This is a genomic window from Glycomyces tenuis DSM 44171, from assembly GCF_000427885.1.
In the GTDB taxonomy this organism is placed as follows: domain Bacteria; phylum Actinomycetota; class Actinomycetes; order Mycobacteriales; family Micromonosporaceae; genus Glycomyces; species Glycomyces tenuis.
In genome coordinates this window covers 205,316-225,949 of sequence record NZ_ATYW01000001.1, presented here as the reverse complement: position 1 = coordinate 225,949, position 20,634 = coordinate 205,316, and the positions used below count along the sequence as shown (strand labels likewise).

At 72.1% G+C, this 20,634-nt stretch carries 22 protein-coding genes, 1 tRNA gene and 1 pseudogene; 12 read left to right on the top strand and 12 right to left on the bottom strand.

Translation table 11 applies throughout. The features are described 5' to 3' along the window. Positions 1-9: 9 nt before the first annotated feature. A tRNA-Glu gene (locus YWW_RS0101165) sits at positions 10-82 on the bottom strand. Between the two features lie 257 nt (positions 83-339). Between YWW_RS0101165 and pheA the strand changes: the two genes are divergently transcribed. The 4 genes from pheA (at position 340) to YWW_RS27585 (ending at position 4,035) form a co-directional block, all read left to right on the top strand. After that, the gene (gene pheA / locus YWW_RS0101160) at positions 340-1,260 is read left to right on the top strand and encodes a prephenate dehydratase (RefSeq protein ID WP_026928658.1); all 921 of its coding nucleotides are present in this window, start codon (positions 340-342) and stop codon (positions 1,258-1,260) included. Between the two features lie 36 nt (positions 1,261-1,296). Continuing rightward, positions 1,297-1,959, top strand: a complete 663-nt coding sequence (locus YWW_RS0101155; protein ID WP_026928657.1) for a GOLPH3/VPS74 family protein — start codon at positions 1,297-1,299, stop codon at positions 1,957-1,959. A gap of 168 nt (positions 1,960-2,127) precedes the next feature. Beyond that, a complete protein-coding gene (locus tag YWW_RS33590) occupies positions 2,128-2,721 on the top strand; it encodes a winged helix-turn-helix domain-containing protein (protein WP_051325234.1) in 594 nt (197 codons plus the stop codon). Between the two features lie 63 nt (positions 2,722-2,784). Further along, positions 2,785-4,035, top strand: coding sequence for an MFS transporter (locus YWW_RS27585; protein ID WP_035703886.1), 1,251 nt, complete (start codon positions 2,785-2,787; stop codon positions 4,033-4,035). A gap of 5 nt (positions 4,036-4,040) precedes the next feature. Here YWW_RS27585 and YWW_RS0101140 read toward each other — a convergent pair whose 3' ends face one another. The 6 genes from YWW_RS0101140 to YWW_RS0101115 all read right to left on the bottom strand — a co-directional run bounded on the left by YWW_RS0101140 (position 4,041) and on the right by YWW_RS0101115 (position 8,112). After that, positions 4,041-4,532 (bottom strand): hypothetical protein, encoded by a 492-nt coding sequence (locus tag YWW_RS0101140; RefSeq protein WP_051325233.1) that lies wholly within the window; start codon positions 4,530-4,532, stop codon positions 4,041-4,043. A 118-nt stretch (positions 4,533-4,650) separates the two neighbouring features. After that, positions 4,651-5,706 (bottom strand): ATP-binding cassette domain-containing protein, encoded by a 1,056-nt coding sequence (locus YWW_RS0101135; protein ID WP_026928655.1) that lies wholly within the window; start codon positions 5,704-5,706, stop codon positions 4,651-4,653. Then, positions 5,703-6,533: an ABC transporter permease gene (locus YWW_RS0101130; RefSeq protein WP_026928654.1), complete on the bottom strand. Its 831-nt coding sequence runs from the start codon at positions 6,531-6,533 to the stop codon at positions 5,703-5,705. Before YWW_RS0101130 ends, YWW_RS0101135 begins: the two co-directional genes overlap by 4 nt. Positions 6,534-6,541: 8 nt before the next feature. Beyond that, a complete protein-coding gene (gene modA, locus YWW_RS0101125; protein ID WP_026928653.1) occupies positions 6,542-7,297 on the bottom strand; it encodes a molybdate ABC transporter substrate-binding protein in 756 nt (251 codons plus the stop codon). Continuing rightward, on the bottom strand, positions 7,294-7,689 hold the full coding sequence (locus YWW_RS0101120) for a TOBE domain-containing protein (protein WP_026928652.1): 396 nt from the start codon (positions 7,687-7,689) through the stop codon (positions 7,294-7,296). The genes modA and YWW_RS0101120 overlap by 4 nt, the downstream gene beginning before the upstream one ends. 81 nt (positions 7,690-7,770) lie before the next feature. After that, positions 7,771-8,112, bottom strand: a complete 342-nt coding sequence (locus YWW_RS0101115; protein ID WP_035697511.1) for a metallopeptidase family protein — start codon at positions 8,110-8,112, stop codon at positions 7,771-7,773. A gap of 66 nt (positions 8,113-8,178) precedes the next feature. On the opposite strand from YWW_RS0101115, the gene serS reads away from it, so the two are divergent. Continuing rightward, positions 8,179-9,435, top strand: coding sequence for a serine--tRNA ligase (serS, locus tag YWW_RS0101110; protein WP_026928650.1), 1,257 nt, complete (start codon positions 8,179-8,181; stop codon positions 9,433-9,435). A gap of 47 nt (positions 9,436-9,482) precedes the next feature. Here serS and YWW_RS0101105 read toward each other — a convergent pair whose 3' ends face one another. Further along, positions 9,483-9,848 carry a DUF488 domain-containing protein gene (locus YWW_RS0101105; RefSeq protein ID WP_026928649.1) on the bottom strand — a complete coding sequence of 122 codons (366 nt, stop codon included), beginning with the start codon at positions 9,846-9,848 and terminating at the stop codon, positions 9,483-9,485. A gap of 116 nt (positions 9,849-9,964) precedes the next feature. Between YWW_RS0101105 and YWW_RS0101100 the strand changes: the two genes are divergently transcribed. From YWW_RS0101100 to YWW_RS0101080, 5 genes are all read left to right on the top strand, one after another. Then, positions 9,965-10,810, top strand: a complete 846-nt coding sequence (locus YWW_RS0101100) for an HAD family hydrolase (RefSeq protein WP_081687096.1) — start codon at positions 9,965-9,967, stop codon at positions 10,808-10,810. 65 nt (positions 10,811-10,875) lie between these two features. Continuing rightward, the gene (locus tag YWW_RS0101095) at positions 10,876-11,703 is read left to right on the top strand and encodes an HAD-IIB family hydrolase (protein WP_026928647.1); all 828 of its coding nucleotides are present in this window, start codon (positions 10,876-10,878) and stop codon (positions 11,701-11,703) included. 152 nt (positions 11,704-11,855) lie between these two features. Continuing rightward, positions 11,856-13,076 (top strand): cytochrome P450, encoded by a 1,221-nt coding sequence (locus YWW_RS0101090; protein WP_026928646.1) that lies wholly within the window; start codon positions 11,856-11,858, stop codon positions 13,074-13,076. A 6-nt stretch (positions 13,077-13,082) separates the two neighbouring features. Beyond that, positions 13,083-13,274, top strand: a complete 192-nt coding sequence (locus YWW_RS0101085; protein ID WP_026928645.1) for a ferredoxin — start codon at positions 13,083-13,085, stop codon at positions 13,272-13,274. Between the two features lie 89 nt (positions 13,275-13,363). Continuing rightward, a complete protein-coding gene (locus YWW_RS0101080; protein ID WP_026928644.1) occupies positions 13,364-14,221 on the top strand; it encodes an NAD(P)H-binding protein in 858 nt (285 codons plus the stop codon). Positions 14,222-14,257: 36 nt separating this feature from the next. Here the strand turns inward: YWW_RS0101080 and YWW_RS0101075 are convergent, their stop codons facing one another. Continuing rightward, positions 14,258-15,907, bottom strand: a complete 1,650-nt coding sequence (locus tag YWW_RS0101075) for an ABC-F family ATP-binding cassette domain-containing protein (RefSeq protein WP_026928643.1) — start codon at positions 15,905-15,907, stop codon at positions 14,258-14,260. A 234-nt stretch (positions 15,908-16,141) separates the two neighbouring features. Between YWW_RS0101075 and YWW_RS0101070 the strand changes: the two genes are divergently transcribed. Then, complete coding sequence (locus YWW_RS0101070) at positions 16,142-16,729, top strand: TIGR03086 family metal-binding protein (protein ID WP_026928642.1); 588 nt, start codon at positions 16,142-16,144, stop codon at positions 16,727-16,729. 72 nt (positions 16,730-16,801) lie between these two features. Here the strand turns inward: YWW_RS0101070 and YWW_RS0101065 are convergent, their stop codons facing one another. From YWW_RS0101065 to YWW_RS0101055, 3 genes are all read right to left on the bottom strand, one after another. Further along, positions 16,802-17,494, bottom strand: coding sequence for an Rv0361 family membrane protein (locus tag YWW_RS0101065; RefSeq protein WP_155829792.1), 693 nt, complete (start codon positions 17,492-17,494; stop codon positions 16,802-16,804). 170 nt (positions 17,495-17,664) lie between these two features. Next, on the bottom strand, positions 17,665-18,759 hold the full coding sequence (locus YWW_RS0101060; RefSeq protein ID WP_026928640.1) for a hypothetical protein: 1,095 nt from the start codon (positions 18,757-18,759) through the stop codon (positions 17,665-17,667). Between the two features lie 175 nt (positions 18,760-18,934). Then, positions 18,935-19,561 carry an NAD(P)H oxidoreductase gene (locus YWW_RS0101055; protein WP_026928639.1) on the bottom strand — a complete coding sequence of 209 codons (627 nt, stop codon included), beginning with the start codon at positions 19,559-19,561 and terminating at the stop codon, positions 18,935-18,937. A gap of 81 nt (positions 19,562-19,642) precedes the next feature. Between YWW_RS0101055 and YWW_RS37155 the strand changes: the two are divergent. Continuing rightward, positions 19,643-20,551: pseudogene (locus YWW_RS37155) on the top strand (cupin domain-containing protein); the annotation flags it as partial. Positions 20,552-20,634: the final 83 nt, after the last annotated feature.

The following is a 20,634-nucleotide window of genomic DNA, read 5'->3' as shown; positions in this document are numbered from 1 at the left end:
GTCTGGCCGTACCCCCAACGGGATTCGAACCCGTGTTACCGCCTTGAAAGGGCGGCGTCCTAGGCCTCTAGACGATGGGGGCGCTCAACAAGCCTGACACGTGACGCATTGCGCCGCATCTCGATTTCGCTGGGCTTACCACCGCGGAACTCCGCTCGGGCTCGACAAGCATACGCGACCGCGGCAAGGCCGTCCACGGCGGGGCACCGGTGAGACAGCCGTCTCAGGCCGCGCCGAATTCACGGCCCGCAAACGTCGCCGTGGGGTTGAATTCACGGCTTGCCGAGGCCGGTCTCCGGCGTGCGGGCTCCGCCGCGGACGGCTTGCTAGCGTTGGCCCATGGAGTTCGCCTACCTGGGACCGCGCGGCACCTTCACCGAGGCCGCGCTCCGCCGCCTGCCCGCCGCCAAGGGCGCGCGGACCACCCCCATGCCCTCGATCGTCGAGGTCCTCGACGCCGTGCGGCGCGGTGAGGTCGACGCCGGCTTCGTCCCGCTCGAGAACTCCCAGGAAGGCACCGTCACCGTCACCATCGACGAGCTCGTCGGCGGCGACCCCCTCGTCATCGCCGGCGAGGCCGTCCTGCCGGTCACCTTCGTGCTCGCCACGGCCAAGCCCGTGGACGAGATCGCCACCGTCGCCTCCCACCCGCACGCCCTGGCCCAAGTGCGCGGCTACCTGCGCCGGGAGCTGCCCGAGGCGCGGGTCGTCAACGCCCTGTCCACCGCCGAGGCCGCCGAGCGCGTCCGCGCCGGCGAGGCCGACGCGTGCGTCTGCGCGCCCTTCACCGCCGAGGCCGCCGGACTCCCCGTGCAGGCCTTCGACATCGGCGACAGCACCGACGCCGAGACCCGCTTCGTCCACGTCGTGAAGCCGGGCCCACCGCCCGAGCCCAGCGGCAACGACATCACCTCCCTCGCCGTCTACATCGACCACGACCGGGTCGGCGCCCTCTTGGCCGTCCTCACCGAGTTCGCCATCCGCGGCATCAACCTGACCCGCATCGAGTCCCGCCCCACCGGCGAGGGCCTGGGGCGCTACGCCTTCTTCCTCGACTGCACCGGGCACCTCGACGACGTCCGCATGGGCGAGGCGCTCATGGGCCTGCGCCGCATCTGCGCCGACGTCCGCTACCTCGGCTCCTACCGCCGCGACCACGCCGAGGCGCCCGTGCCCCCGCCGCCGGGCCTGACGGACGGGGACTTCGCCGACGCCGCCGCGTGGCTGCGGCGCCTGCGCGAGAACGGCGACCAGGGCTGACCTGCGCGAAGTGCGCCGCCGCCCTAGGGTGGAGTCATGGTCTCTCTGGTCGACGAACTGCTTCTGCTCTCCTACGACGACACCTCCGGCCGCAACCAGGCCTCTTACCTCGAGCTCGGCTTCGGCGGCGCGATCATGCTGGAGTTGACGATGGCCGAGCGCATCGACGTCGTGGACGGCAGGGTCCGCGTCGTCGACGCCGCGCCCACCGGCGACGCGCTCCTGGACGCGGTGCTGCGCCGCATCGGCGAGGACAAGCCCCGCAAGCCCCAGGCCGTCGTCCAGCGCGCGGGCAAGGGCCTGACGCAGATCGTGCTCGACGACCTCGTCGCGCGCGGCGTGCTGCGCTTCAAGCGCGACAAGATCCTCGGCGTCTTCCCGTTCCATCGGTACCTGCCGGACGATCCGGCCGCCGAGGCCGAGGCCCGCGCCCGCCTGCGCACCGCTGTCGACGCCGGGCGAGCCCTCGACGCCCGGACCGCCGCGCTCGCCTCGCTGGTCTACGCGCTCAAGATGGAGGGGATCGTCTTCCCCGAGCGGAACCGGCGCGAGACGCGCAAGGCGCTCAAGGCCATCTCGGAGGGCTCGTGGGCCGGGGACGCGACCCGCAAGGCGGTCGAGGCGGCGCAGGCGGCGATGATGGCGGCGATCACGGCCGCGACCACGGCGGCCGCCGCCGGTGGCGCGGCGAGCAGCTGAGCCGGACCCGGTCGCGGACGGCGTTCGCCGTGGTTAGCTAGAGGCATGTTCGAAATACCCGCTTCGAATTCGGGTCCCGCCCTGCCCGGGCCGCAGGGACCGCCGAAGCCCCCCGTGCCCCCCACCCCTCCCGATCCGCCGCAGCCGCCCGGGCTCGGCCGCTTTCCGATGGACCAGGAGCAGATCACCGATCCCGAGCGGATGAAGGCGCTGGCCCATCCGGCGCGGATGGAGGTGTTCGACTACCTGGGCACCCGGCGCATCCAGGGCTTCGACGGCGCGACGGCCACCGAGATCGCCGAGGTCGCGGGCATGACCCCGAGCGCCATGAGCTACCACCTGCGGACGCTGGCCAAGGCCGGGTTCATCGAGGAGGCCCCGAGCCGGGGCGACGCGCGCGAGCGCGTGTGGCGGCTCAAGGTCCACAGCTTCTCGATCAAGGCCGAGAAGGACGCCTCCGAGAGCGACAAGGTCGTCGAGCAGGCCATGGTGCGCACCTTCACCGATCAGGAGGACCGCACCTTCCGCCGGGCCCTGGAGGTCATGCACCAGCTCGACCCCGAGATCCGGGAGCTCTCCACCACCTCGCACGGCCGGATGCGCTTGAAGCCGGAGGAGATCGAGGAGTTCAAGGACCGGCTCCTCGCGCTCATCCACGAGTACGCCGAGCGCAGCATCGCCTACGCCGAGGAGGGGGCCCCCGACGACGGCACACTGGTGATGCACTACCTCTTCCGCCTCTTCCCTCACGTCCACGACTGAAAAACTCGAAGAAATTCTGAAAAACCTCTTTCGCATCTAGATGTGAAAGTGTATTTTCGAAATATGTCTTTCACATCCTTCGCCGACGGGACCCGCTGGTCCGACATCCACGCCGCCGCGGCCTGCGCCTTCCTCGCCGGCATGGCCATGTTCACCGCGGACTTCGCGCTCGTCCTCCACCTCCAGTCCACCGGGCTCGGCGGCGCGGCCGTCGCCACCCTCATCATCTGCGCCACCCTCCCGATGGTCCTGCTTTCGCCGTTCACCGGCCGCATGGCCGACCGCTTCGACAGCCGCACCCTCATGGCCTCCAGCGGCCTGCTCCAGGCCGCCGCCATCACCGGCATGATCCTCACCGACGAGCTGCCGGCACTGCTCGGGCTCGTCGTCCTCAACGCCTGCGGCACCGCGATGCTGCAACCGACCGTCAGCGCCCTCATCCCGGCCATAGCCACCCCCGAGGACCTCCCCCGCGCCATCGCCACGGTCCAGACCGGCACCCTCATCGGCATGGCCGCCGGCCCCGGCGCGGCCGGCTTCGTCGTCGGCGCCCACGGCACCGACGGCGCGCTCATCGTCGCCGTCTGCTGCGCCCTCCTGCGCGCCGCGCTCTGCGCCGACATCCGCACCAGGCGCGGCGGCGTCCGCCGCGACCTCACCGCGCACCGCGGCGCCGAGAAGCCCGCCTGGAAGCTGCGCGGCGACCGGCTCCTGACCGTCATGGCCATCGGCTTCGGCTCGGTCATCGCGTGCCTGTGCGCGGTCAACGTCCTGGAGGTCTTCCTCGTCCGCGAGGTCTACGGCGCCTCCGAGGGCACCTACGGCCTCATCCACGCCTGCTGGACGCTGGGCATGGCGGGCGGCGCCTGGATCGCCGCCGCCGTCATCCGCCGCCTGAAGCGCGACGCCCACCTCGCCTGGATGCTCATGACCGGCCTGGCGATGACCGGCGCGGTCTGCGTCGGCCTCGGCATGCCGCTGCCGACCGTGTTCCTGCTCGTGCCGCTCATGATGTTCGGCGGCGTCCTCAACGCCTGCCAGAACTCCGCGATGCAGATCTCGGTCGCCCGCCGCGTCCCCGAGGACTTCCGGGGCCGGGCCGGAGCGAAGGTCAACGGCATCCTCAACGCCGCCACGCTCATCGGCTTCGTCCTCGGCGGGGCCCTGTCGAGCGCGCTGCCCACGCGGACCGTGTTCGTCGTCATCGGCGTCGCGACCATCGCGATCGTCGTCTGCTGCGTCCCGATGATCCGGCGCGGCACCCGCGACGAGCCCGAGGCCGCCGAGCCCGCGCCCGTGCTGGCCGCGGCGTGAGGCGGTCAGGGGCGGTCGGCGACGGCTCCGCCGCCCCAGACCCCGCGGCAGCGGATCAGCGCGACGATCATCACGACCGACAGCAGGACCGCCCCGCCGTCGGTGACGGCCGACGGCAGGGTCCCCGCCGGACCGTAGTGGTCGGCCACGACCGACCACATCTGCGTCGGGATCATGACCCATCCGAGCCCTTGGGTCACGTTCACCGCCAGCACCCACCAGTAGAGCCACCGGGGCCGGAACCACAGGGCCAGGATGCCGACGGCGTTGGCGGCGATGTAGACCGATCCGACCGCGCGGAACCCGGCGGTGAAGCCGGGCGCCTCGCCGCCGGGATCGGCGCCTCCGGCCGAGCGCATCATCTCCTCGATCACCGAGACGTCGATGATCACGAAGTTGTGCAGTGCGGTCCCGAGGGTGAACACCACGGAGCAGAGCCCCACCGTCAACTGGAGTCGGCGCACGCGCGCGGGAGTCGAAGCCATGGTCGCGGTCATGCCGCGAGCCTCCCCGAAAGGCTCACCGCGCGCATCGGCCGCGGGAGCACCGCCGGATACCACCGGCGTCGGCGATCGGCCGCGGCGATCTCCTTCCCGAGGAGGAGGACGCCGCGGCCTACGCCGGGTAGGCGCGGATCTCGGCCGCCTTCACCGCCGCCCACACGCGCATCCCCGAGACGAGTCCCAGCTGCGCGGCCGCCCCAGGCGTGACGTCGGATGCGGCCCGCAGCGGGCCGTCGAGCTGGACGCGCAGGTTGTCGCCGTGGCGGTGGACGCCCGCGACCCTCGCCTCCCAGACGTTCCTCGGACTGCCCTCGGGCCTGTCGGCGTGCAGGGCCACGGCACTGGGCGGGAACGCCGCGAAGGCCTCGCCGTCGATCGCGTCGGCCGCGGTCAGGACCGTCCCGTCGTCGAGGCGCACGCTGTGCCCTTCGGCCCGGCCCCGGTACAGGTTCAGCCCGACGAGCCGGGCGACGTAGTCGGTGCGGGGCCTGGCGGTCACCGTCTCGGCGTCGCCCTCCTGGACCACCGCGCCGTCCTCGACGACGACGAGGCGGTCGGCCAGCACGAGCGCGTCGACCGGGTCGTGCGTGACGAGCACGGCCGCGCCCTCGTGCCGCTCCAGGTGGCGGTGCAGCTCGGCCCGCGTGTCGAGCCTGGTGCGGGCGTCGAGCGCCGCGAGCGGTTCGTCGAGCAGCAGCAGCGTCGGCTCGACGGCGAGCGCCCGCGCCAGCGCCACCCGCTGCGCCTGGCCGCCGGACAGCTCCCGCGGCCTGCGGGACGCGAGCTCCGCCAGGCCGACCCGGGCCAGCCAGTCGGCGGCGAGCTGTCGGGCCCGGGCGCGGCCGAGGCCGCGCCTGCGCGGACCGAAGGCGACGTTGTCCAGGGCCGTCAGGTGGGGGAAGAGCAGGTAGTCCTGGAAGACCACGCCGATGCCGCGCCGCTCGGGGGCGACCCAGACGCGGCCGGGCCGGTCGAGATCGCGCCCCGCGAGGGTCACATGCCCCTCCGACAGGGCGTGGAGCCCGGCGAGCGAGCGCAGCGCGGTGGTCTTGCCCGCGCCGTTCGGCCCCAGCAGCGCGACGGTCTCCCCGGCGCCGACGCGCAGCGGCAGATCGAGCCCGAAGGCTCCGCGCTCGGCGACGAGCCGAGCGTCCAGGAGCCGAGTCATGGGGCGGCCGTCCAGCGGTCGCGCAGGCACGCCAGGACGGTGACCGAGACGGCGAGCAGGATGAGGCTGAGCACGATCGCCGCCTCCAGGTCGGTCTCCAGCGCGAGGTAGACGGCCAGCGGCATGGTCTGGGTGCGGCCGGGGAAGTTCCCGGCGAAGGTGATGGTGGCGCCGAACTCGCCGAGCGCCCGCGCCCAGCTCAGGACCGCCCCGGCGGCGATCCCGGGCGCCACGAGCGGCAGCGTCACGCGCGTGAACACGGTCCAGCGCCCGGCGCCGAGGGTCGCGGCGGCCTCCTCGTAGCGGGCGTCGGCGCCGCGCAGCGCCCCCTCCACGGAGACGACGAGGAACGGCATCGCCACGAACGCCATCGCCGCCACCACCCCGGCGGTGGTGAACGGCAGGCTGACGCCGAAGGCTTCGTCGAGCCATCCGCCGACCAGGCCGTTCCTGCCGAAGACCAGGAGCAGCGCCACGCCGCCGACGACGGGCGGCAGCACGAGCGGCACGGTCACCAGGGCCCGCACGAGGCCTTTCCCGCGGAAGTCGACGCGGGCGAGCAGCCAGGCCAGCGGGACGCCGAAGACCAGGCACAGCACGGTCGCGGCCGTCGCGGTGAACACCGAGAGCCGCAGCGCCTCGAGGACTTCGGGCTCGGCCAGCCGCTGCGGCATGGTGCTCCACGGCGCGCGGATCAGCAGCCCGGCCAGCGGCAGGGTCAGGAAGGCCAGGCCCAGCAGCGCGGGCACGAGCAGCGCGACGGGGACGCGCTGCCGCCTCGGGCCGCGGGAGGCGCGGCGGGCTTCGGCGGGCGCGGCCTGCGGCACGGCTTCGCTCACGGCGCCTGGAATCCGGCGGCGGTGAGCACGGCGAGCGCCTCGTCGGAGCGGACGTAGGCGGCGAAGGCCTCGGCGGCGGCCGGGTTCGGCGCCCCGCCCACGACCGCGAGCACGTAGTCGTTGACGGCCTCGGCGGATTCGGGGAACTCGACGGCCTCGACGCCGTCGGCGGCGACGTCGGTGCGGTAGACGAGCGCGGCGTCGACCTCGCCGAGGGTGAGTTTGGCGAGCGTGGCCTTGACGTCGGTCTCGTAGGTGACCGGGGTCAGCTCCACTCCGGCGGCGTCGAGCGCGGTCTGCGAGGCGGCCCCGCAGGGGACCTCCTCGGCGCACAGCGCCACCTTGAGGCCGGGGTCGGTCAGGTCGGCGAGCGCGGCGACGCCGTCGGGGTTGCCTTCGGGGACGGCGATGACGAGCTGGTTGCGCGCGAAGACCTCGGGGCCTTCGGCGTTCCCGGCCTCCACGACGGTGTCCATGTCGGCCGGTGCGGCGGAGGCGAAGACGTCGGCGGGCGCGCCCTGGTTGATCTGGGCGGCCAGCGAGGAGCTGCCCGCGAAGCTGAACTCGACCTCGACGCCGGGGTTGGCGTCCTCGAAGTCCTCGCCGATCCGCTCGAACGACTCCGTGAGCGAGGCGGCGGCGAAGACGGTCACGGTGCCGTCGACCTCGCCGTCTCCCATCGAGTCGTCGACCGAGCCGCAGGCGGCGAGGGCGAGCAGGGCGGCGGCCGCGGCGACAGGGGCGGTCTTCACGGTTCGCTCCGCTCGACGACGACGGTGGTGGACTTGACCACGGCGACGGCCACGGACCCGACCTCGAGATCGAGTTCGTCGACGGCCTCGCGGCTCATGAGCGAGACGATCCGGAACGGCCCGGCCTGGATGTCGACCTGCGCCATGACCGTGTCCTTGACGACGGCGGTCACGATGCCGCGCAGGCGGTTCCGGGCCGAGGAGTCCCCGGAGCCGGCCTCGGGGGCGGCGGCGCGGGAGCGGGCGAACGCGGCCAGGTCGGCGCCGTCGACCACTCGGTGGCCGTGCTCGTCGCGGCCGGCGGGGAGCCGCTCGCCGTCGATCCAGCGGCGGACCGTGTCGGCGCTGACGCCGAGGAGCTCGGCGGCGTCGCTGATCCGAAAATGCGTCACATGCGGCAGTCTACAACCGGCATCTGCGAGAGGGAAGCCTCGAAAAAGCCGCATCTGCGGCTCGGAGCCCCCCGGCGGGGCTCAGCCCCACCCCAGCTCGTGCAGGCGGTGCTCCTCGATGCCGAAGTGGTGGGCGATCTCGTGGACCACGGTGATCGCGACCTCCTCGACCACCTCCTCCACAGAGGAGCACATCCGCAGCGTCGGTCCTCGGTAGATCGTGATGGTGTCCGGCAGGACCCCGCCGTACTCCCAGCCCCGGTCGGTCAGCGCCGTCCCGTGGTAGAGGCCCAGCAGCTCCTTGTCGGGCCCGTCCGGCTCCTCCTCCACCAGGATCACCACGTTGTCGAGCATCGCCAGCAGCTCCTGCGGCACCTCGTCGAGCGCGTCCGACACCGCCGCCTCGAAATCCTTCGCGTTCATTTCAACCGCCACGCGCCCACCATATGGCTTTGAGCGGCCGACGCCCAGGCCGGTAACCTGGAGGGCGTGATCGATCTGCGAGCATTGCGCGAGAACCCGGACCTCTATCGCGACAGCCAGCGCAAACGCGGCGCCTCCCCCGAGGCCGTCGACGCGCTCCTGTCCGCCGACTCCGAGCACCGCAGCGCACTCCAGTCCTTCGAGACGCTCCGCGCCGAGCAGAAGAGCATCGGCAAGCAGATCGCCAAGGCCCCCGCCGAGGAGAAGCAGGCGCTCCTGGACCGCACCAAGACCCTCGCCGAAGAGGTCAAGACCGCCGAGATGCGCGTGACCGCCACCGCCGGCGAGTTCGACGCGGCCGGCAAGGCGCTGCCGAACCTCGTGGCCGAAGCGGCCCCCGCGGGCGGCGAGGACGACTACGTCGTCCTGCGCGAGGTCGGCGACAAGACCGCCCCCGAGAACGTCCGCGACCACCTCGAACTGGGCACGAGCCTCGGCCTGCTCGACACCGAGCGCGGCGCGAAGACCTCCGGGGCGCGCTTCTACTACCTGACCGGCGACGGCGCGATGCTCCAGCTGGCGATGCTGAACCTGGCCATGCAGCAGGCCGTCGAGACCGGCTTCATGCCGATGATCCCGCCGGTCCTGGTGCGCCCCGAGGCCATGGAGGGCACCGGCTTCCTCGGCGAGCACGCCGAGGAGATCTACTACCTCGAGCGCGACGACATGTACCTGGTCGGGACCTCCGAGGTGCCGCTGGCGGCCTACCACTCGGGCGAGAACCTCGGCGAGCTGACCTCGCCGCGGCGCTATGCGGCCTGGTCCTCGTGCTTCCGCCGCGAGGCCGGCTCGTACGGCAAGGACACGCGGGGGATCATCCGCGTCCACCAGTTCGACAAGGTGGAGATGTTCGCCTTCTGCCGCCCCGAGGACGCCGAGGCCGAGCACGAGCGGATGCTGGCCTGCGAGGAGCAGATGCTCCAGAAGATGGAGCTGCCCTACCGGGTCATCGACGTCGCCGCGGGGGACCTGGGGACCTCGGCGGCCCGCAAGTTCGACTGCGAGGCGTGGGTGCCCAGCCAGGGCCGCTACCGCGAGCTGACCTCGACGTCGAACTGCACGACCTTCCAGGCGCGGCGCCTGAACATCAAGTACCGCGGCGACGAGGGTCGCAACGCCGTGGCCGCGACCTTGAACGGGACGCTCGCCACGACGCGATGGCTGGTGGCGATCCTGGAGAACCACCAGCGCCCCGACGGTTCGGTGGCGGTCCCGAAGGCGCTCCAGCCGTACGTGGGCAAGGACGTCATCGAGGCGAAGTAGCCGAGCGGACGAACGGCCCCGCGAGCGCGCTCGCGGGGCCGGACGCGTCATTCGCCGAGTTCGTCCTCGCACCACGCCTTGAGCACCAAAGCGTGGTTGACCTGCGGGTCCTTCGCCGCGTACAGCAGTGTCACCGAGCCGGACCTGGCGGCTTCGACGATCTGCTCGGCGTGCTCGGGATGCGAGTCCAGTTCGGCGCGGTAGCGGCCCGCGAACTCCCCGAAGCGGTCGGCGCTGTGCCCGAACCAGATGCGCAGGTTCGGCGACGGTGCGGCGTCGGGCACCCAGGAGACGCCTTCCAGGTCATCCTTGCTGACGCCCCTGGGCCACAGCCGGTCTACCAGGAACATCGCGCCGCTCCGCGCGGGGTCGCTCCGGTAGTCGTAGACGCGCTGAATCGTGATGTCGGCCATAGAAGAACCGTAGGCCGCCTCAGGCCCTCGATGGGTAGTTTTGATCTGATCTGCGTCGACGTGAGTTCAGACGCTCGGACCCCTGTCGTTCATCTCCGCGGGGTTACGGTTGAGGTGTGTCAGATAACGCCCCGTCACTACTGAGAGAAACCCCGCCCAAACTCGTCGCCCTGGACCTCGACGGCACCGTGGTCGACTACCGCCACCACGAGCCCACCCGGCCGACCGAGGCCGTGGTCGACGCGGTCCGCGCCGTCCGCGACGCGGGCGTGCCGGTCGCCGTCGTCACCGGCCGTCCGGCGTGGGGCGCCGTGCGCACCGCCGAGGACCTCGGCCTGGACTGCGGCTTCGCCTCCGCTTCGCACGGCGCCTGCGAGTACGACCTCTCCGTGCGCGAGTTCTCCCACCGGGAGGCCGTCGACGCGCGCACCGCCGTCGAGCGCTTCGTCGCCGCCGACGAGACGGTCGAGTTCGCGATCGAATGGGACATCGAGGGCTGGTACCACACCAAGGGCTTCAAACGGGACTTCCACGCCAAATGGGCCGGCGAGGTCACCGTCGAGGACCTCACGGCCCGCCCCGCCGGGCGCCTCGTGGCCCGCGTGGCCTCCGACAGCCCCTACGGCGCCGGCCGATGCCCCCACGCCGCACGCCTGGCCGCGGGCGCGGCCCTGGAGGCGAGCGACTACCACGTCGAGGTCGGCTCCAACGGCTGGATCGACGTCGGACCGCCCGGAGTGAGCAAGGCGTCCGGACTCGCGCGCATCGCCGACTATTACGGCGTATCATCGGCCGACACCGTCGTGTTCGGAGACGCCCACAATGATCTGACCATGTTCGAGTGGGCCGGGTACGCGGTCGCGATGGGTCAGGCCGCGCCGGAGGTGCGCGCCGCGGCGGACGAAGTGGCCCCCTCCGTCTGGGACGACGGCGTTGCGCGAGTATTGCGGCGGTGGTTCTGAACCCCGGCCGCGACAAGCGAACGACAGTGGTGGCGGATCGAAGCTCGACAACCAAAGGAGGACGCATGATCAACCTGTCGAAGGCTCCCCGGCTCGTCGCCACGGATCTCGACGGCACCCTCGTCCGCTCGGACGAAACCGTCTCCCCCAGAAGCATGGCCGCGCTCAAGCGCCTGGCCGCCTCGGGCGTCATCGTCGTCGGCGCCACCGGCCGCGGCCCGCGGCTGCTCGACTTGTGCCGCAACGACATCCCCTCTGCCGACTTCCTCGTGCTCGGCCAGGGCGCCTTCGTCTACGAATGCCGCTACGACGACTCGATCGTCGAGCTCGCGAACCGCTCGGTCGAAGGCGAGCTCATCCACGAGGCCTTGCGGCTCATCGAGAACGAGGCCGGGCCGCTGCGCGCCATCGCCGAGCCGGCCGACCCCGACCGCCCCCTCTCCGGCGACGCGATGCCGAACTGGCCCTGGCCCGCCGTCACGCTCAAGGTCACCCCGCGCGAGGAGGCCTTCACCGGCCCGATGGTCAAGGGCTACTTCGTCTCCGACTCGATGGACGGCCCCGAGCTGCTCCTCGCCGCCCAGGAGGTCGTCGACACCGACAAGGTCACCGTGACCGAGTCCGGGGTCGGCATCCTCGAGGTGTGCCCGGTCGGCGTCAACAAGGCCGCCGGGATCCAGGTCGTGCTCGACAAGTTCCGCATCGGCTGGGACGACGTGCTCGTCTTCGGCGACGCCACCAACGACCTGCCCATGCTGCGCAGCGCGGGCCACGCCGTGGCGATGCCGAACGCCCACCCGTGGGTCAAGGACGTCGCCGACGAGCTCGCCCCCGCGGGCAACGACGACGACGGCGTCGCCCAGTACATCGAAGCCCTCCTCGAACTCGTCTGACCCTCTCCCGAGCCGCTTCACCGAGGCACCTCGGGCACTGCCGTGCACCGAGGAGCCGGGGCGGCCTTGCGCGTCTACGTATATACGTATACTCTACTTATACGTAGACGAGTGCACCGGCACTCGCCGAGCCGACCATCCAGGAGACCAGCATGGCCGCACCCGAGACCGTCCCCTACGGCATCCCGCTCGACCGCGAGACCGTCTTCGACCCGCCCCAGGCGCTCATGGCCCTCCACCGCGAGGCCCCGCTGCGGCGCATGCGGTACTACCCCGACGGCGCCGAAGGCTGGCTCGTCACCAGCCACCGCCTCGCCCGCAAGGCCCTGGCCGACCCCCGCTTCAAGTCCCGGCTGACCGCCCCGGTCAAGGTGCCCGTGCCCGTGTCGGGCATCGAGGACTACGCCGGCCTGGAAGGCGAGCTGCCCGTCACGCCGGGCGCGTTCATCGAGATGGACCCGCCGGACCACACCCGCCTGCGCCGCAAGCTCACCGGCGTCTTCACCGTCCGCCGCATGAGGCAGCTCGAACCGCGCATCGCCGAGATCGTCGACTCGCGCCTCGACGCCCTCGAAGCCGCCGGACGCCCCGCCGACCTCGTCGCGGAGTTCGCCCTCCCGGTCCCCGCGCTGGTGATCTGCGAGCTCCTCGGCGTTCCCTACGCCGACCGCGACCGCTTCGAGGCCGACGCCGCCGTGGTCTTCACCATGGACGCCGGCGCCGAGGAGAAGGGCCGGGCCTGGGAGTCCATCGGCGGCTTCCTCGCCGAACTCGCCGCCGCGAAGCGCGCCGAGCCCGCCGACGACCTCCTCTCCGACCTCGCCGCCGACGCCGAGCTCTCCGAGGCCGAGGTCGCCGGCATGGCCGTGCTCCTGCTCATCGCCGGGCACGAGACCACCGCGAAGATGCTCGCGCTGGGCACCATGGCGCTCTTGGAGAACCGCGACCAGTGGGAGCTGCTGCGCGAGCGCCCCGAGCTCATGGCCGGGGGCGTCGAGGAGCTGCTGCGCTACCTCACGATCATCCACACCGGCCTCATCCGCCAGGCCGGAGAGGACTTCGAGTTCGAAGGGGCGCGGATCAAGGCCGGCGAGTACGTGACCGTCTCGGTCCAGACCGCCAACCGCGACGAGGAGCACTTCATCGACCCCGACACGCTCGACGTCACCAAGGACGCCAAGGGCCACTTGACCTTCGGCCACGGCGTCCACCAGTGCCTCGGGCAGCAGCTCGCCCGCGTCGAGATGCGCACCGCCTTCGCGAAGCTCATCGAGCGCTTCCCCGGACTGCGCCTGGCGGTCCCGGCCCGCGAGGTGCCGATGGTCACCGACCAGAACTTCTACGGCGTCGCCGAACTCCCCGTCACCTGGTAGGCCGCCGTGAAGATCATCGCCGACAGGGGACTGTGCGCCAGTGCCGGAATGTGCGCGCTGACCGATCCGGAGCACTTCGACCAGGACGAGGAGGACGGCCGGGTCGTCCTGCTCGCCGACGAGGCCGAGGACTGCGACACCGACGTCGAGGACGCCGTCCGGCTCTGCCCGTCCGGCGCGCTCAGGCTCGACCGGTAGCGACGGCTCCGGCGCCCGTGGACGAACACGCATGCACTGTGGCGTCTCGGCCATGGGCACCGGAGCTCCCGCGAGTTTGACTGGGAGCCATGAAAGCGAACAGTGAAACCGCCGTCCTCGTCACCGGCGCCACCGGCAAGGTCGGACGCCGCCTCACCGAACGGCTGCGCTCGGCCGGGCACGACGTCCGCCCGGCCTCCCGCAAGGCCGCGGTCCCCTTCGACTGGTTCGACCGGTCCACGTGGGCGCCGGCGCTCGAAGGCGTCGAAGCCGTCTACATCGTCCCCCCGGACGAGCCGTTCCCGGTGGACGAGTTCGTCGCCCAGGCCGTCGAGTCCGGGGTGCGCCGCCTGGTCAGCCAGTCCGGGCGGGGCCTGCGAGCGCTGGTCGAGGCCGTGGACGCGCCCCCCGAGACGGTCGGCGTGTACGCCGCCCAGCACGCCGTGCAGCATTCGGGTGTGGAGTGGACGGTCTTGCAGCCCAACAACTTCAACCAGAACTTCAGCGAGGGCGACTACCGCGACGCGGTGCTCGCCGGGGAGCTCGTGCTGCCGCTGGAGGGCGTCGCCGAACCGTTCATCGACGTCGATGACATCGCCGCCGTCGCCGCGGCCGTCCTGACCGAGGACGGCCACCACGGCCGGATCTACGAGCTGTCCGGCCCGGAGGCGATCACCTTCGCCGAGGCCATGCGCGTCATCTCGGACGTCTCGGAGCTTGACGTGGCCTTCCGGTCCGAGAGTCACGAAGCGCACCTCGCGGCGCTGAGCTCGGCGGGCGTGCCCGAGCTTTTCGTGCGGTTCCTGGACGCGATGTACCAGATCATGAGGGAAGGCGCGCTCGCCGAAGTGGCCGACGGCGTGCGGGCCGTGCTGGGACGCGAGCCGGTCGCCTTCGCCGACTGGGCGGCCGGTGCCGCGGAGGCGTGGTCGTCCGGCCGACAATAGCGCCGGTTCCGCGTCGGGGGCGTGCGCTTCCCGCCGTCAGCGCACGTCCCAGACCGGCTCGTCCGACTCGACGACCTCGCCGTCGTTCTGGAAGACCAGGTAGCGGTCGAAGCCGCGCGCGAACCACCGGTCGTGCGTCACCGCGATCACCGTGCCCTCGAACGAGGCCAGGCCCTGCTCCAGGGCCTCGGCGCTGGCCAGGTCGAGGTTGTCGGTCGGCTCGTCGAGCAGCAGGCACGTCGCGCCCGACAGCTCCAGCAGCAGCACCATGAACCGCGCCTGCTGCCCGCCCGAGAGCGTCTTGAAGTCCTGCTCGGACTGCCCGGCGAGCTCGTAGCGGTTCAGCGCGCTCATCGCCCGCTGCCGGTCGAGCGAGGGCCGGTCCTCGTCGCCCTCCCAGAGGATCTCGCGGAGCGTGCGGGAGTCGAACTCGGGATGCTCGTGCGTCTGCGAGAAGTGCCCCGGGTAGACGCGGGCGCCGAGCCGCGCGGTGCCGCCGTGCGCCACCGGGTCGAGCGAGCGCTTCGCCGCCAGGCCCGCCTCGGGCTCCGAGCCGCCCTGCGCGAGCAGCCGCAGGAAGTGGCTCTTCCCGGTGCCGTTGGCGCCCAGGACGGCGACGCGGTCGCCGTACCAGACCTCCAGGTCGAACGGGAAGGTCAGGTCCTCCAGCTCCAACTGCTCGCACACGACCGCCCGCTTGCCGGTGCGCCCGCCTTCGAGCTTCACCCGGATGTTCTGCTCGCGCGGCGGCAGGGGCGGCGGCCCGGCCTCCTCGAACTTCCGCAGCCGCGTCTGCGCGGCCCGGTACCGGGAGGCCATGTCCGAGTTGAACGCGGCCTTGTTCTTGTACATGAGCATGAGCTCGCGGAGCTTGTGGTGCTCCTCGTCCCAGCGCCGCCGCAGCTCCTCGAACCGCTCGTGGCGCGCGGCGCGGGCCCCGTGCCAGCTCGCGAAGCCGCCGCCGTGCGTCCAGGTCGTCCCGGCCTCGAGCGTCACGATCGACTCGGCCGCGTTCGCGAGCACTTCGCGGTCGTGCGAGACGAACAGGATCGACTTGTCCGAGTCGCGGATCATGCGCTCCAGCTCGCGCTTGGCGGGCACGTCGAGGAAGTTGTCCGGCTCGTCGAGCACCAGGACCTCGTCGCGGCCCTTGAGCAGGATCTCGAGCGCGAAGCGCTTCTGCTCGCCGCCCGAGAGCGTGCGCAGCGGCCGGTCCTTGGTCTGCTCCCAGGGCAGTCCGAGGATGGAGACGGAGACGGTGTCGCACAGGACGTCGAACTCGTAGCCGCCGGACTCGCCCCAGTCGGCCAGCGCCTGGGCGTAGTCGAGCTGGGTCCGCTCGGAGGGGGCGTCGGCGGCCATGCGCCGCTCGGCCCCGGCCAGGCGCTCGGCGACGGCCCGCAGCTGCGGCGGCGCGAGCGCGACCGCGAGGCTCCGCAGCGGCTGGACGCCTTCGCGCATGCCGACGAGCTGGCGCATGACGCCGAGCCCGCCGCCGTGGGTGACGGTGCCGGAGTCGGGGCTCAGGGCGCCGGTGACGATGTTGAGCAGCGTGGTCTTGCCGGTGCCGTTGGCGCCGATCAGGGCGACCTTGGCGCCTTCGCCGACCCGGAACGACACGTCCGAGAACAGCGTCCTCCCGTCCGAGAGGCGGTAGCCGACGCCTGACAGATCCACGAAACCCATGCGGCGATTGTGGCGGCGCCCGGCGCGGGCGTCAAAGCCATTTGGGGAACCGCCGGGCCGTGCGCGCGGCCGTTCGCGCGGACTGTGCGCTTGATCTCGCTCCGAACGTCATGCCGAGCGCTCGCGGAGACCCGCGAGCGGCGGACCGGATCGAGTCGGGCCCGGGGCGATGAATTCCGGAGCCGAACGTCGTCGTAACCGTCACAGGCACCGAACTGCGAGGAGACTGAGTCCATGGCTGAGATCGTGCTCGACTTCAAGCCCGTGACCGAGCGGATGGCGGCGCTGCTCGACGGCGTCGACGACGGCATGCTGTCGAAGCCGACGCCGTGCGAGGAGTACACGGTCGGGGCGCTGCTCAATCACGCGCTCGGCCTGTCCTGGGCCTTCACCAGCGCGGCGCGGAAGGAACGCGGCGCGCACACCGACAATCCGCCCGCCGCGCCGTCCCCCGAGGTGGACCCCGAGTGGCGCACGCTGCTGCCGCGGCGGCTCGACGCCCTGGCCGAGGCGTGGTCCCGGCCGGGCGCCTGGGAGGGCGAGACCACCGTGGGCGGGGTGACCATGCCCGGCGATGTCACGGGGCTGGTGGGGCTCAACGAGGTCGCCGTCCACGGCTGGGACCTCGCTCGGGCCACCGGCCAGGAGTACGAGCTCGATCCCGAGATCATCGGCGCGCTGACCGCCCTGCACGGGCAGGGCGCCGACGACCAGGCGGCCCGGGACGGCATCTACGGGCCCGCCGTGGAGGTCGCGCACGACGCCTCGCCGCTCGACCGGCTCATCGCGGTCACCGGCCGCGACCCGCAGTGGCGCCCGTAGCGTCTCGGCGCCTCTGAAGGCCCGGCGGATCGGCCCGTCCGCGCTTCGGCGCGCGGGCTCACCGCCGCCGCGCTAGCGGAAGGCGCCGACGCTGTCGTCGCAGATCAGCCATATGTCGTCCTCGCGGACCAGGTCGAGGCTCAGGGACGAGTCGTCCGTCGTCGAGTCCTCCCCGCCCATGGTCGTCTCGGTGGTGACATCGAGGTCGACCACGGCCGTGTCGCCGTCTATGGCGGAGTCGGTGATCTCGTACTCGATGGACACCTCCATCTCCTCCAGGGAGGCCAGCTCCTCTTCGGAGTACCGCTCGTCGAGGCCCTCGTCGCCCATCTCCTCGACCGCGTCGCTCATCTCGTCTCGGATCTCGGAGCACACGTACGGGGCGAGCTGGTCGGCGGTCGCCTCCACGTCGGCGAAGTCCTTGCTCTCCCAGAGCGAGGTCAAGTCGTCCATGTACTGCGCGACCACTTCTTCGGGCGTGTCCGAGGCCGACGGCCCGCCGCCCCCGGCCATCTGCCCGATGACCAGCCCGACGACGATGATGAACGCCATCGATCCGATCAGGATGCCGAGGACCATGCCCGGCCTGGGTTTTCGCGGCAGCGGCATCGGCGGTATGCCGCCGTAGGCGGGCTGCTGACCGTACACGGGCTGCGCGGGCCCGTATCCGGGCTGCGGCGGGATAGCGGCGCCGGTCTGGTCCGGCGGTCCTTGCGGAGGCTGCTGATTCGGATCGAAACCGGGCTGCTGCGGGGGGTGGGCCATATCGCTTCCTCACACGTCATAGGAGGGCATGAGTTCAGGGTAGCAACGGCGAACACCCCTGGGAGTCCGGCGACGAGGCCGTCCACTGTGCGTCTCGACCGCGAGAGCACTGCGCCCCCAAGGAGAGCCGACCGCTGTGGTGCCGTCCCGGCCGCGCCGCTCGATCGCGGTCAGCCGTCCGCCGCCGGAGAGGAGGAGGACGGCGGCAGCGGGGATTCGACCCGCACATGGTCGCCTTGGACGAGCGCCTGCTTCAGCCGCCGGTGCGAGGTGAACGAGTCCAGGTCGGTGAAGACCGGCTCGGAGTGCTCGCCGGGCGACCACACGAGCTTCAGTCCGCGCGTCCGCCGGTCGATCGGGCTCCCGCCCGGCGCCCAGAGCCGCACGGACTTCACGGTGACCTCCTCGCCGGTCGCCGTGTTGACCACGACGCCGTGCTCGTACACCTCCAGCAAATCCACATCAGACGATCGAGGCTTCTCGCGGTCGCCGGTCACCGCGCGGCCGATGAAGAACCCGGCCGCCGCCAGCAGGACCGCGGCCGAGATCCAGCCCGGCCCGCCGTCCCCGGTCAGCTTGGAGAAGTCCGAGACGATGCCGACCCCGGCCAGCGCCAGCACCAACGGCGCGAGCGATGGCGGGCGGCGCTTGGAGTACACGTCCTGGAGCTCCCCGAGCGCGGGGTCGGCGGGCGGCGCGTCGTCCTCCTCGTCGGGGAAGAACGGGACCGTCGGCAGCCGCGTCGCGTCGATGCCGGACGCCTCTTCGAAGTCGAGCCACAGTTCCAGGAGGGCGTCGTCGCCGCGCAGCACGGCCTGCTTCCGGACGGCCTTGATGATCGCGGCGCACAGCGGCACCAGCAGCGGGTGGTCTATGCGGTCCGTGTAGTCCGTGCGCGGAGCCGCGGGCGCGCCCTCCGCATCGGCGTCACGGTCGACGAGAACAGGCGCGTCGACACCGGGCCGGGCGTCCGGATCGGCGACGGCGAGCCATTCGCGGGCGGCCGTGACGAGGTCGATCGGATCGGTGCCGTCCACGAGCGGCCACGTCTCCGAGTCGCTTTCGAGCAGCAGCGCCGACAGGTGCTCGCCTGCCTGCGGGGTGGAGGGGTAGAGGATCGCGGCGGCCTCGGCCACGCCGTCGCGGACGGCGCCCGCGAGCTTGCGGCGCAGGCGAAGCGGACGCTGGACGGGCGGCGCGGGCTCGCGCGGTTCGGCGGCGCTTCGCCGCACCCATGCGGTGATCGGGTCGGGGTCGGATTCCATGAGGGCACCTCCGGCGGGACGATGCCTCGAAGTCTATGGGTGCGGCGACGGGGGGCGCGGACCTGTGGAGACCGGCTGCGCGGCGGTCCGGAGGCCCGCGCCGGCATGCTCGCGACTTCCACCGGAGGGGCCGCCGCGCGGCGGCGGACCGATGGCGGCCCGGACCGACCGTCCGCTAATCGGTGAGGGCGTCCACGGCCGCGTCCGCCCGCGCGAAGAGCTCCCGGTAGTGGCGGTCGCGGTCGGCGCCCTCGAGCTTCTGCGCCTCGCTGTCGTACAGCGCCAGCGTGCGGACATCGGGCACGCCGCAGTACTCGGAGATCCCCCGGCGCAGCGTGCCGTCGAGCAGGGCGCCTATGAGGTCCGCGTTCGGGTCGTCCTCGGGCAGGCCGGCCAGGCCGATCCACAGCATCCGCTTGCTCTTCATGGGGGACGCGCTGCGCCCGTACGCGAGGCCGTAGTTCCACACCCGGTCGATCCAGCCCTTCAGCAACGCGGGCAGGCCGAACCACCAGATCGGGAACACCGGCACGATGAGGTCGGCCGCGTGCACGCGGGCGATGTGGCGGTGGACCTCCTCGCTGTAGACCTTGTCCCGGTTCCCGTAGTCCGGCTCGTCGGCCGCGCTGTTGCGAGGGTCGAAGCCCTCGGCCTGCAGATCGAGCAGGTCCACGCCGTACCCGGCCGCCTCCAGCCGCTTCGCGGCGCGTTCGGCGACGGCGGCGGTGAGGGCGTCGGAGCGGTGGTGGGACACCACGATCAGGGCGGTCGGTTCGTTGTTCGCGTTCTGCTCTCGGTTCATACGACCAGTACAGCGCCGATCAACTGGACGGGCCATGGTCGAGAACCGGAAGTTCCTTTGCGAGCGTCTACGCTTGCGGGCATGGACCCGTTCAGTGACATGCTCGGCGGCATCCGCGCCGAGCGGGCGGCGGTCAACCGGGCCGCGCTGGAGCCCTCCTGGAAGATCCGCTTCGGCGACGGCGCGCCCCTGACCATGCTCACCATGGTGAGCGGCCGGGGCCGCCTCGTGCTGCACGACGGCACCGAGCACAAGGTCGCCTCGGGGGCCACCGCGATCGTCCGCGGCCCCGAGCCGTTCCATCTCGCCGACGTCGACGCCGAGATCGGCGGCATCGGCCGCACCTACCTGATCTCCTGTTTCGACCGCGAGGCGGGGTGCGAGCCGGAGCGGGACGCGAACGGCTCCACCACGCTGGTCATCGGTGCCTACCGGGACCTGCGCCCCCGGCACGAGCGGCTGCTGCGCGCGCTCCCGCCCGTGATCGTGCTGGAGGAGGAGGTCGACGACGTGCTCTGGCTCCGGGCCTTGGACGACGCTCTCTCCCGCCGGTCCCGGTCCGGCGGCCGCGCCCTGGTCGACCGGGTCTTCGACTGGGGTCTCATCTGCACCTTGAGCTGCTGGTTCGATCGGCAGGGCACTACCGCTCCGAAGTGGTACCTCGGTGCGCTCGACCCGGTCGCAGGGCCCGCCCTGGAGGCGATCCACCGGCGCCCGCGCGAGCGGTGGAGCGTGAGCGGTCTGGCCGCCGCGGCGGGCGTGTCGCGGGCCCACCTCGCCAAGCGCTTCTCCGAGGTAATGGGCCAGCCGCCCCTGGCCTACCTCACCGAGTGGCGGATGTGCCTCGCCGAGGACCTGCTCGCCGATCCCGACCTTCCGATCGCCGCGGTCGCGAGAGAGGTCGGATACGCCGACCCGTTCGCCTTCAGCACCGCGTTCAAGCGCCTGCACGGCATGAGCCCCAGGGACTTCCGCGCTCGCCGGCGGGCCGCGGCCACCGGCGGTGGAGCGTCCGCCCAGGGCTTATCCGGGGTACGAGCGGGCGACGGCCGCGATGCCGGGCCGCCGCGCGG

Coding starts and splice junctions, on each gene's coding strand:
- pheA (WP_026928658.1), top strand. CDS start 340: ATGGAGTTCGCCTACCTGGGACCGCGCGGCACCTTCACCGAGGCCGCG.
- YWW_RS0101155 (WP_026928657.1), top strand. CDS start 1,297: ATGGTCTCTCTGGTCGACGAACTGCTTCTGCTCTCCTACGACGACACC.
- YWW_RS33590 (WP_051325234.1), top strand. CDS start 2,128: ATGGACCAGGAGCAGATCACCGATCCCGAGCGGATGAAGGCGCTGGCC.
- YWW_RS27585 (WP_035703886.1), top strand. CDS start 2,785: ATGTCTTTCACATCCTTCGCCGACGGGACCCGCTGGTCCGACATCCAC.
- YWW_RS0101140 (WP_051325233.1), bottom strand. CDS start 4,532: ATGACCGCGACCATGGCTTCGACTCCCGCGCGCGTGCGCCGACTCCAG.
- YWW_RS0101135 (WP_026928655.1), bottom strand. CDS start 5,706: ATGACTCGGCTCCTGGACGCTCGGCTCGTCGCCGAGCGCGGAGCCTTC.
- YWW_RS0101115 (WP_035697511.1), bottom strand. CDS start 8,112: ATGAACGCGAAGGATTTCGAGGCGGCGGTGTCGGACGCGCTCGACGAG.
- YWW_RS0101105 (WP_026928649.1), bottom strand. CDS start 9,848: ATGGCCGACATCACGATTCAGCGCGTCTACGACTACCGGAGCGACCCC.
- YWW_RS0101095 (WP_026928647.1), top strand. CDS start 10,876: ATGATCAACCTGTCGAAGGCTCCCCGGCTCGTCGCCACGGATCTCGAC.
- YWW_RS0101090 (WP_026928646.1), top strand. CDS start 11,856: ATGGCCGCACCCGAGACCGTCCCCTACGGCATCCCGCTCGACCGCGAG.
- YWW_RS0101080 (WP_026928644.1), top strand. CDS start 13,364: ATGAAAGCGAACAGTGAAACCGCCGTCCTCGTCACCGGCGCCACCGGC.
- YWW_RS0101075 (WP_026928643.1), bottom strand. CDS start 15,907: ATGGGTTTCGTGGATCTGTCAGGCGTCGGCTACCGCCTCTCGGACGGG.
- YWW_RS0101070 (WP_026928642.1), top strand. CDS start 16,142: ATGGCTGAGATCGTGCTCGACTTCAAGCCCGTGACCGAGCGGATGGCG.
- YWW_RS0101065 (WP_155829792.1), bottom strand. CDS start 17,494: ATGGCCCACCCCCCGCAGCAGCCCGGTTTCGATCCGAATCAGCAGCCT.
- YWW_RS0101060 (WP_026928640.1), bottom strand. CDS start 18,759: ATGGAATCCGACCCCGACCCGATCACCGCATGGGTGCGGCGAAGCGCC.
- YWW_RS0101055 (WP_026928639.1), bottom strand. CDS start 19,561: ATGAACCGAGAGCAGAACGCGAACAACGAACCGACCGCCCTGATCGTG.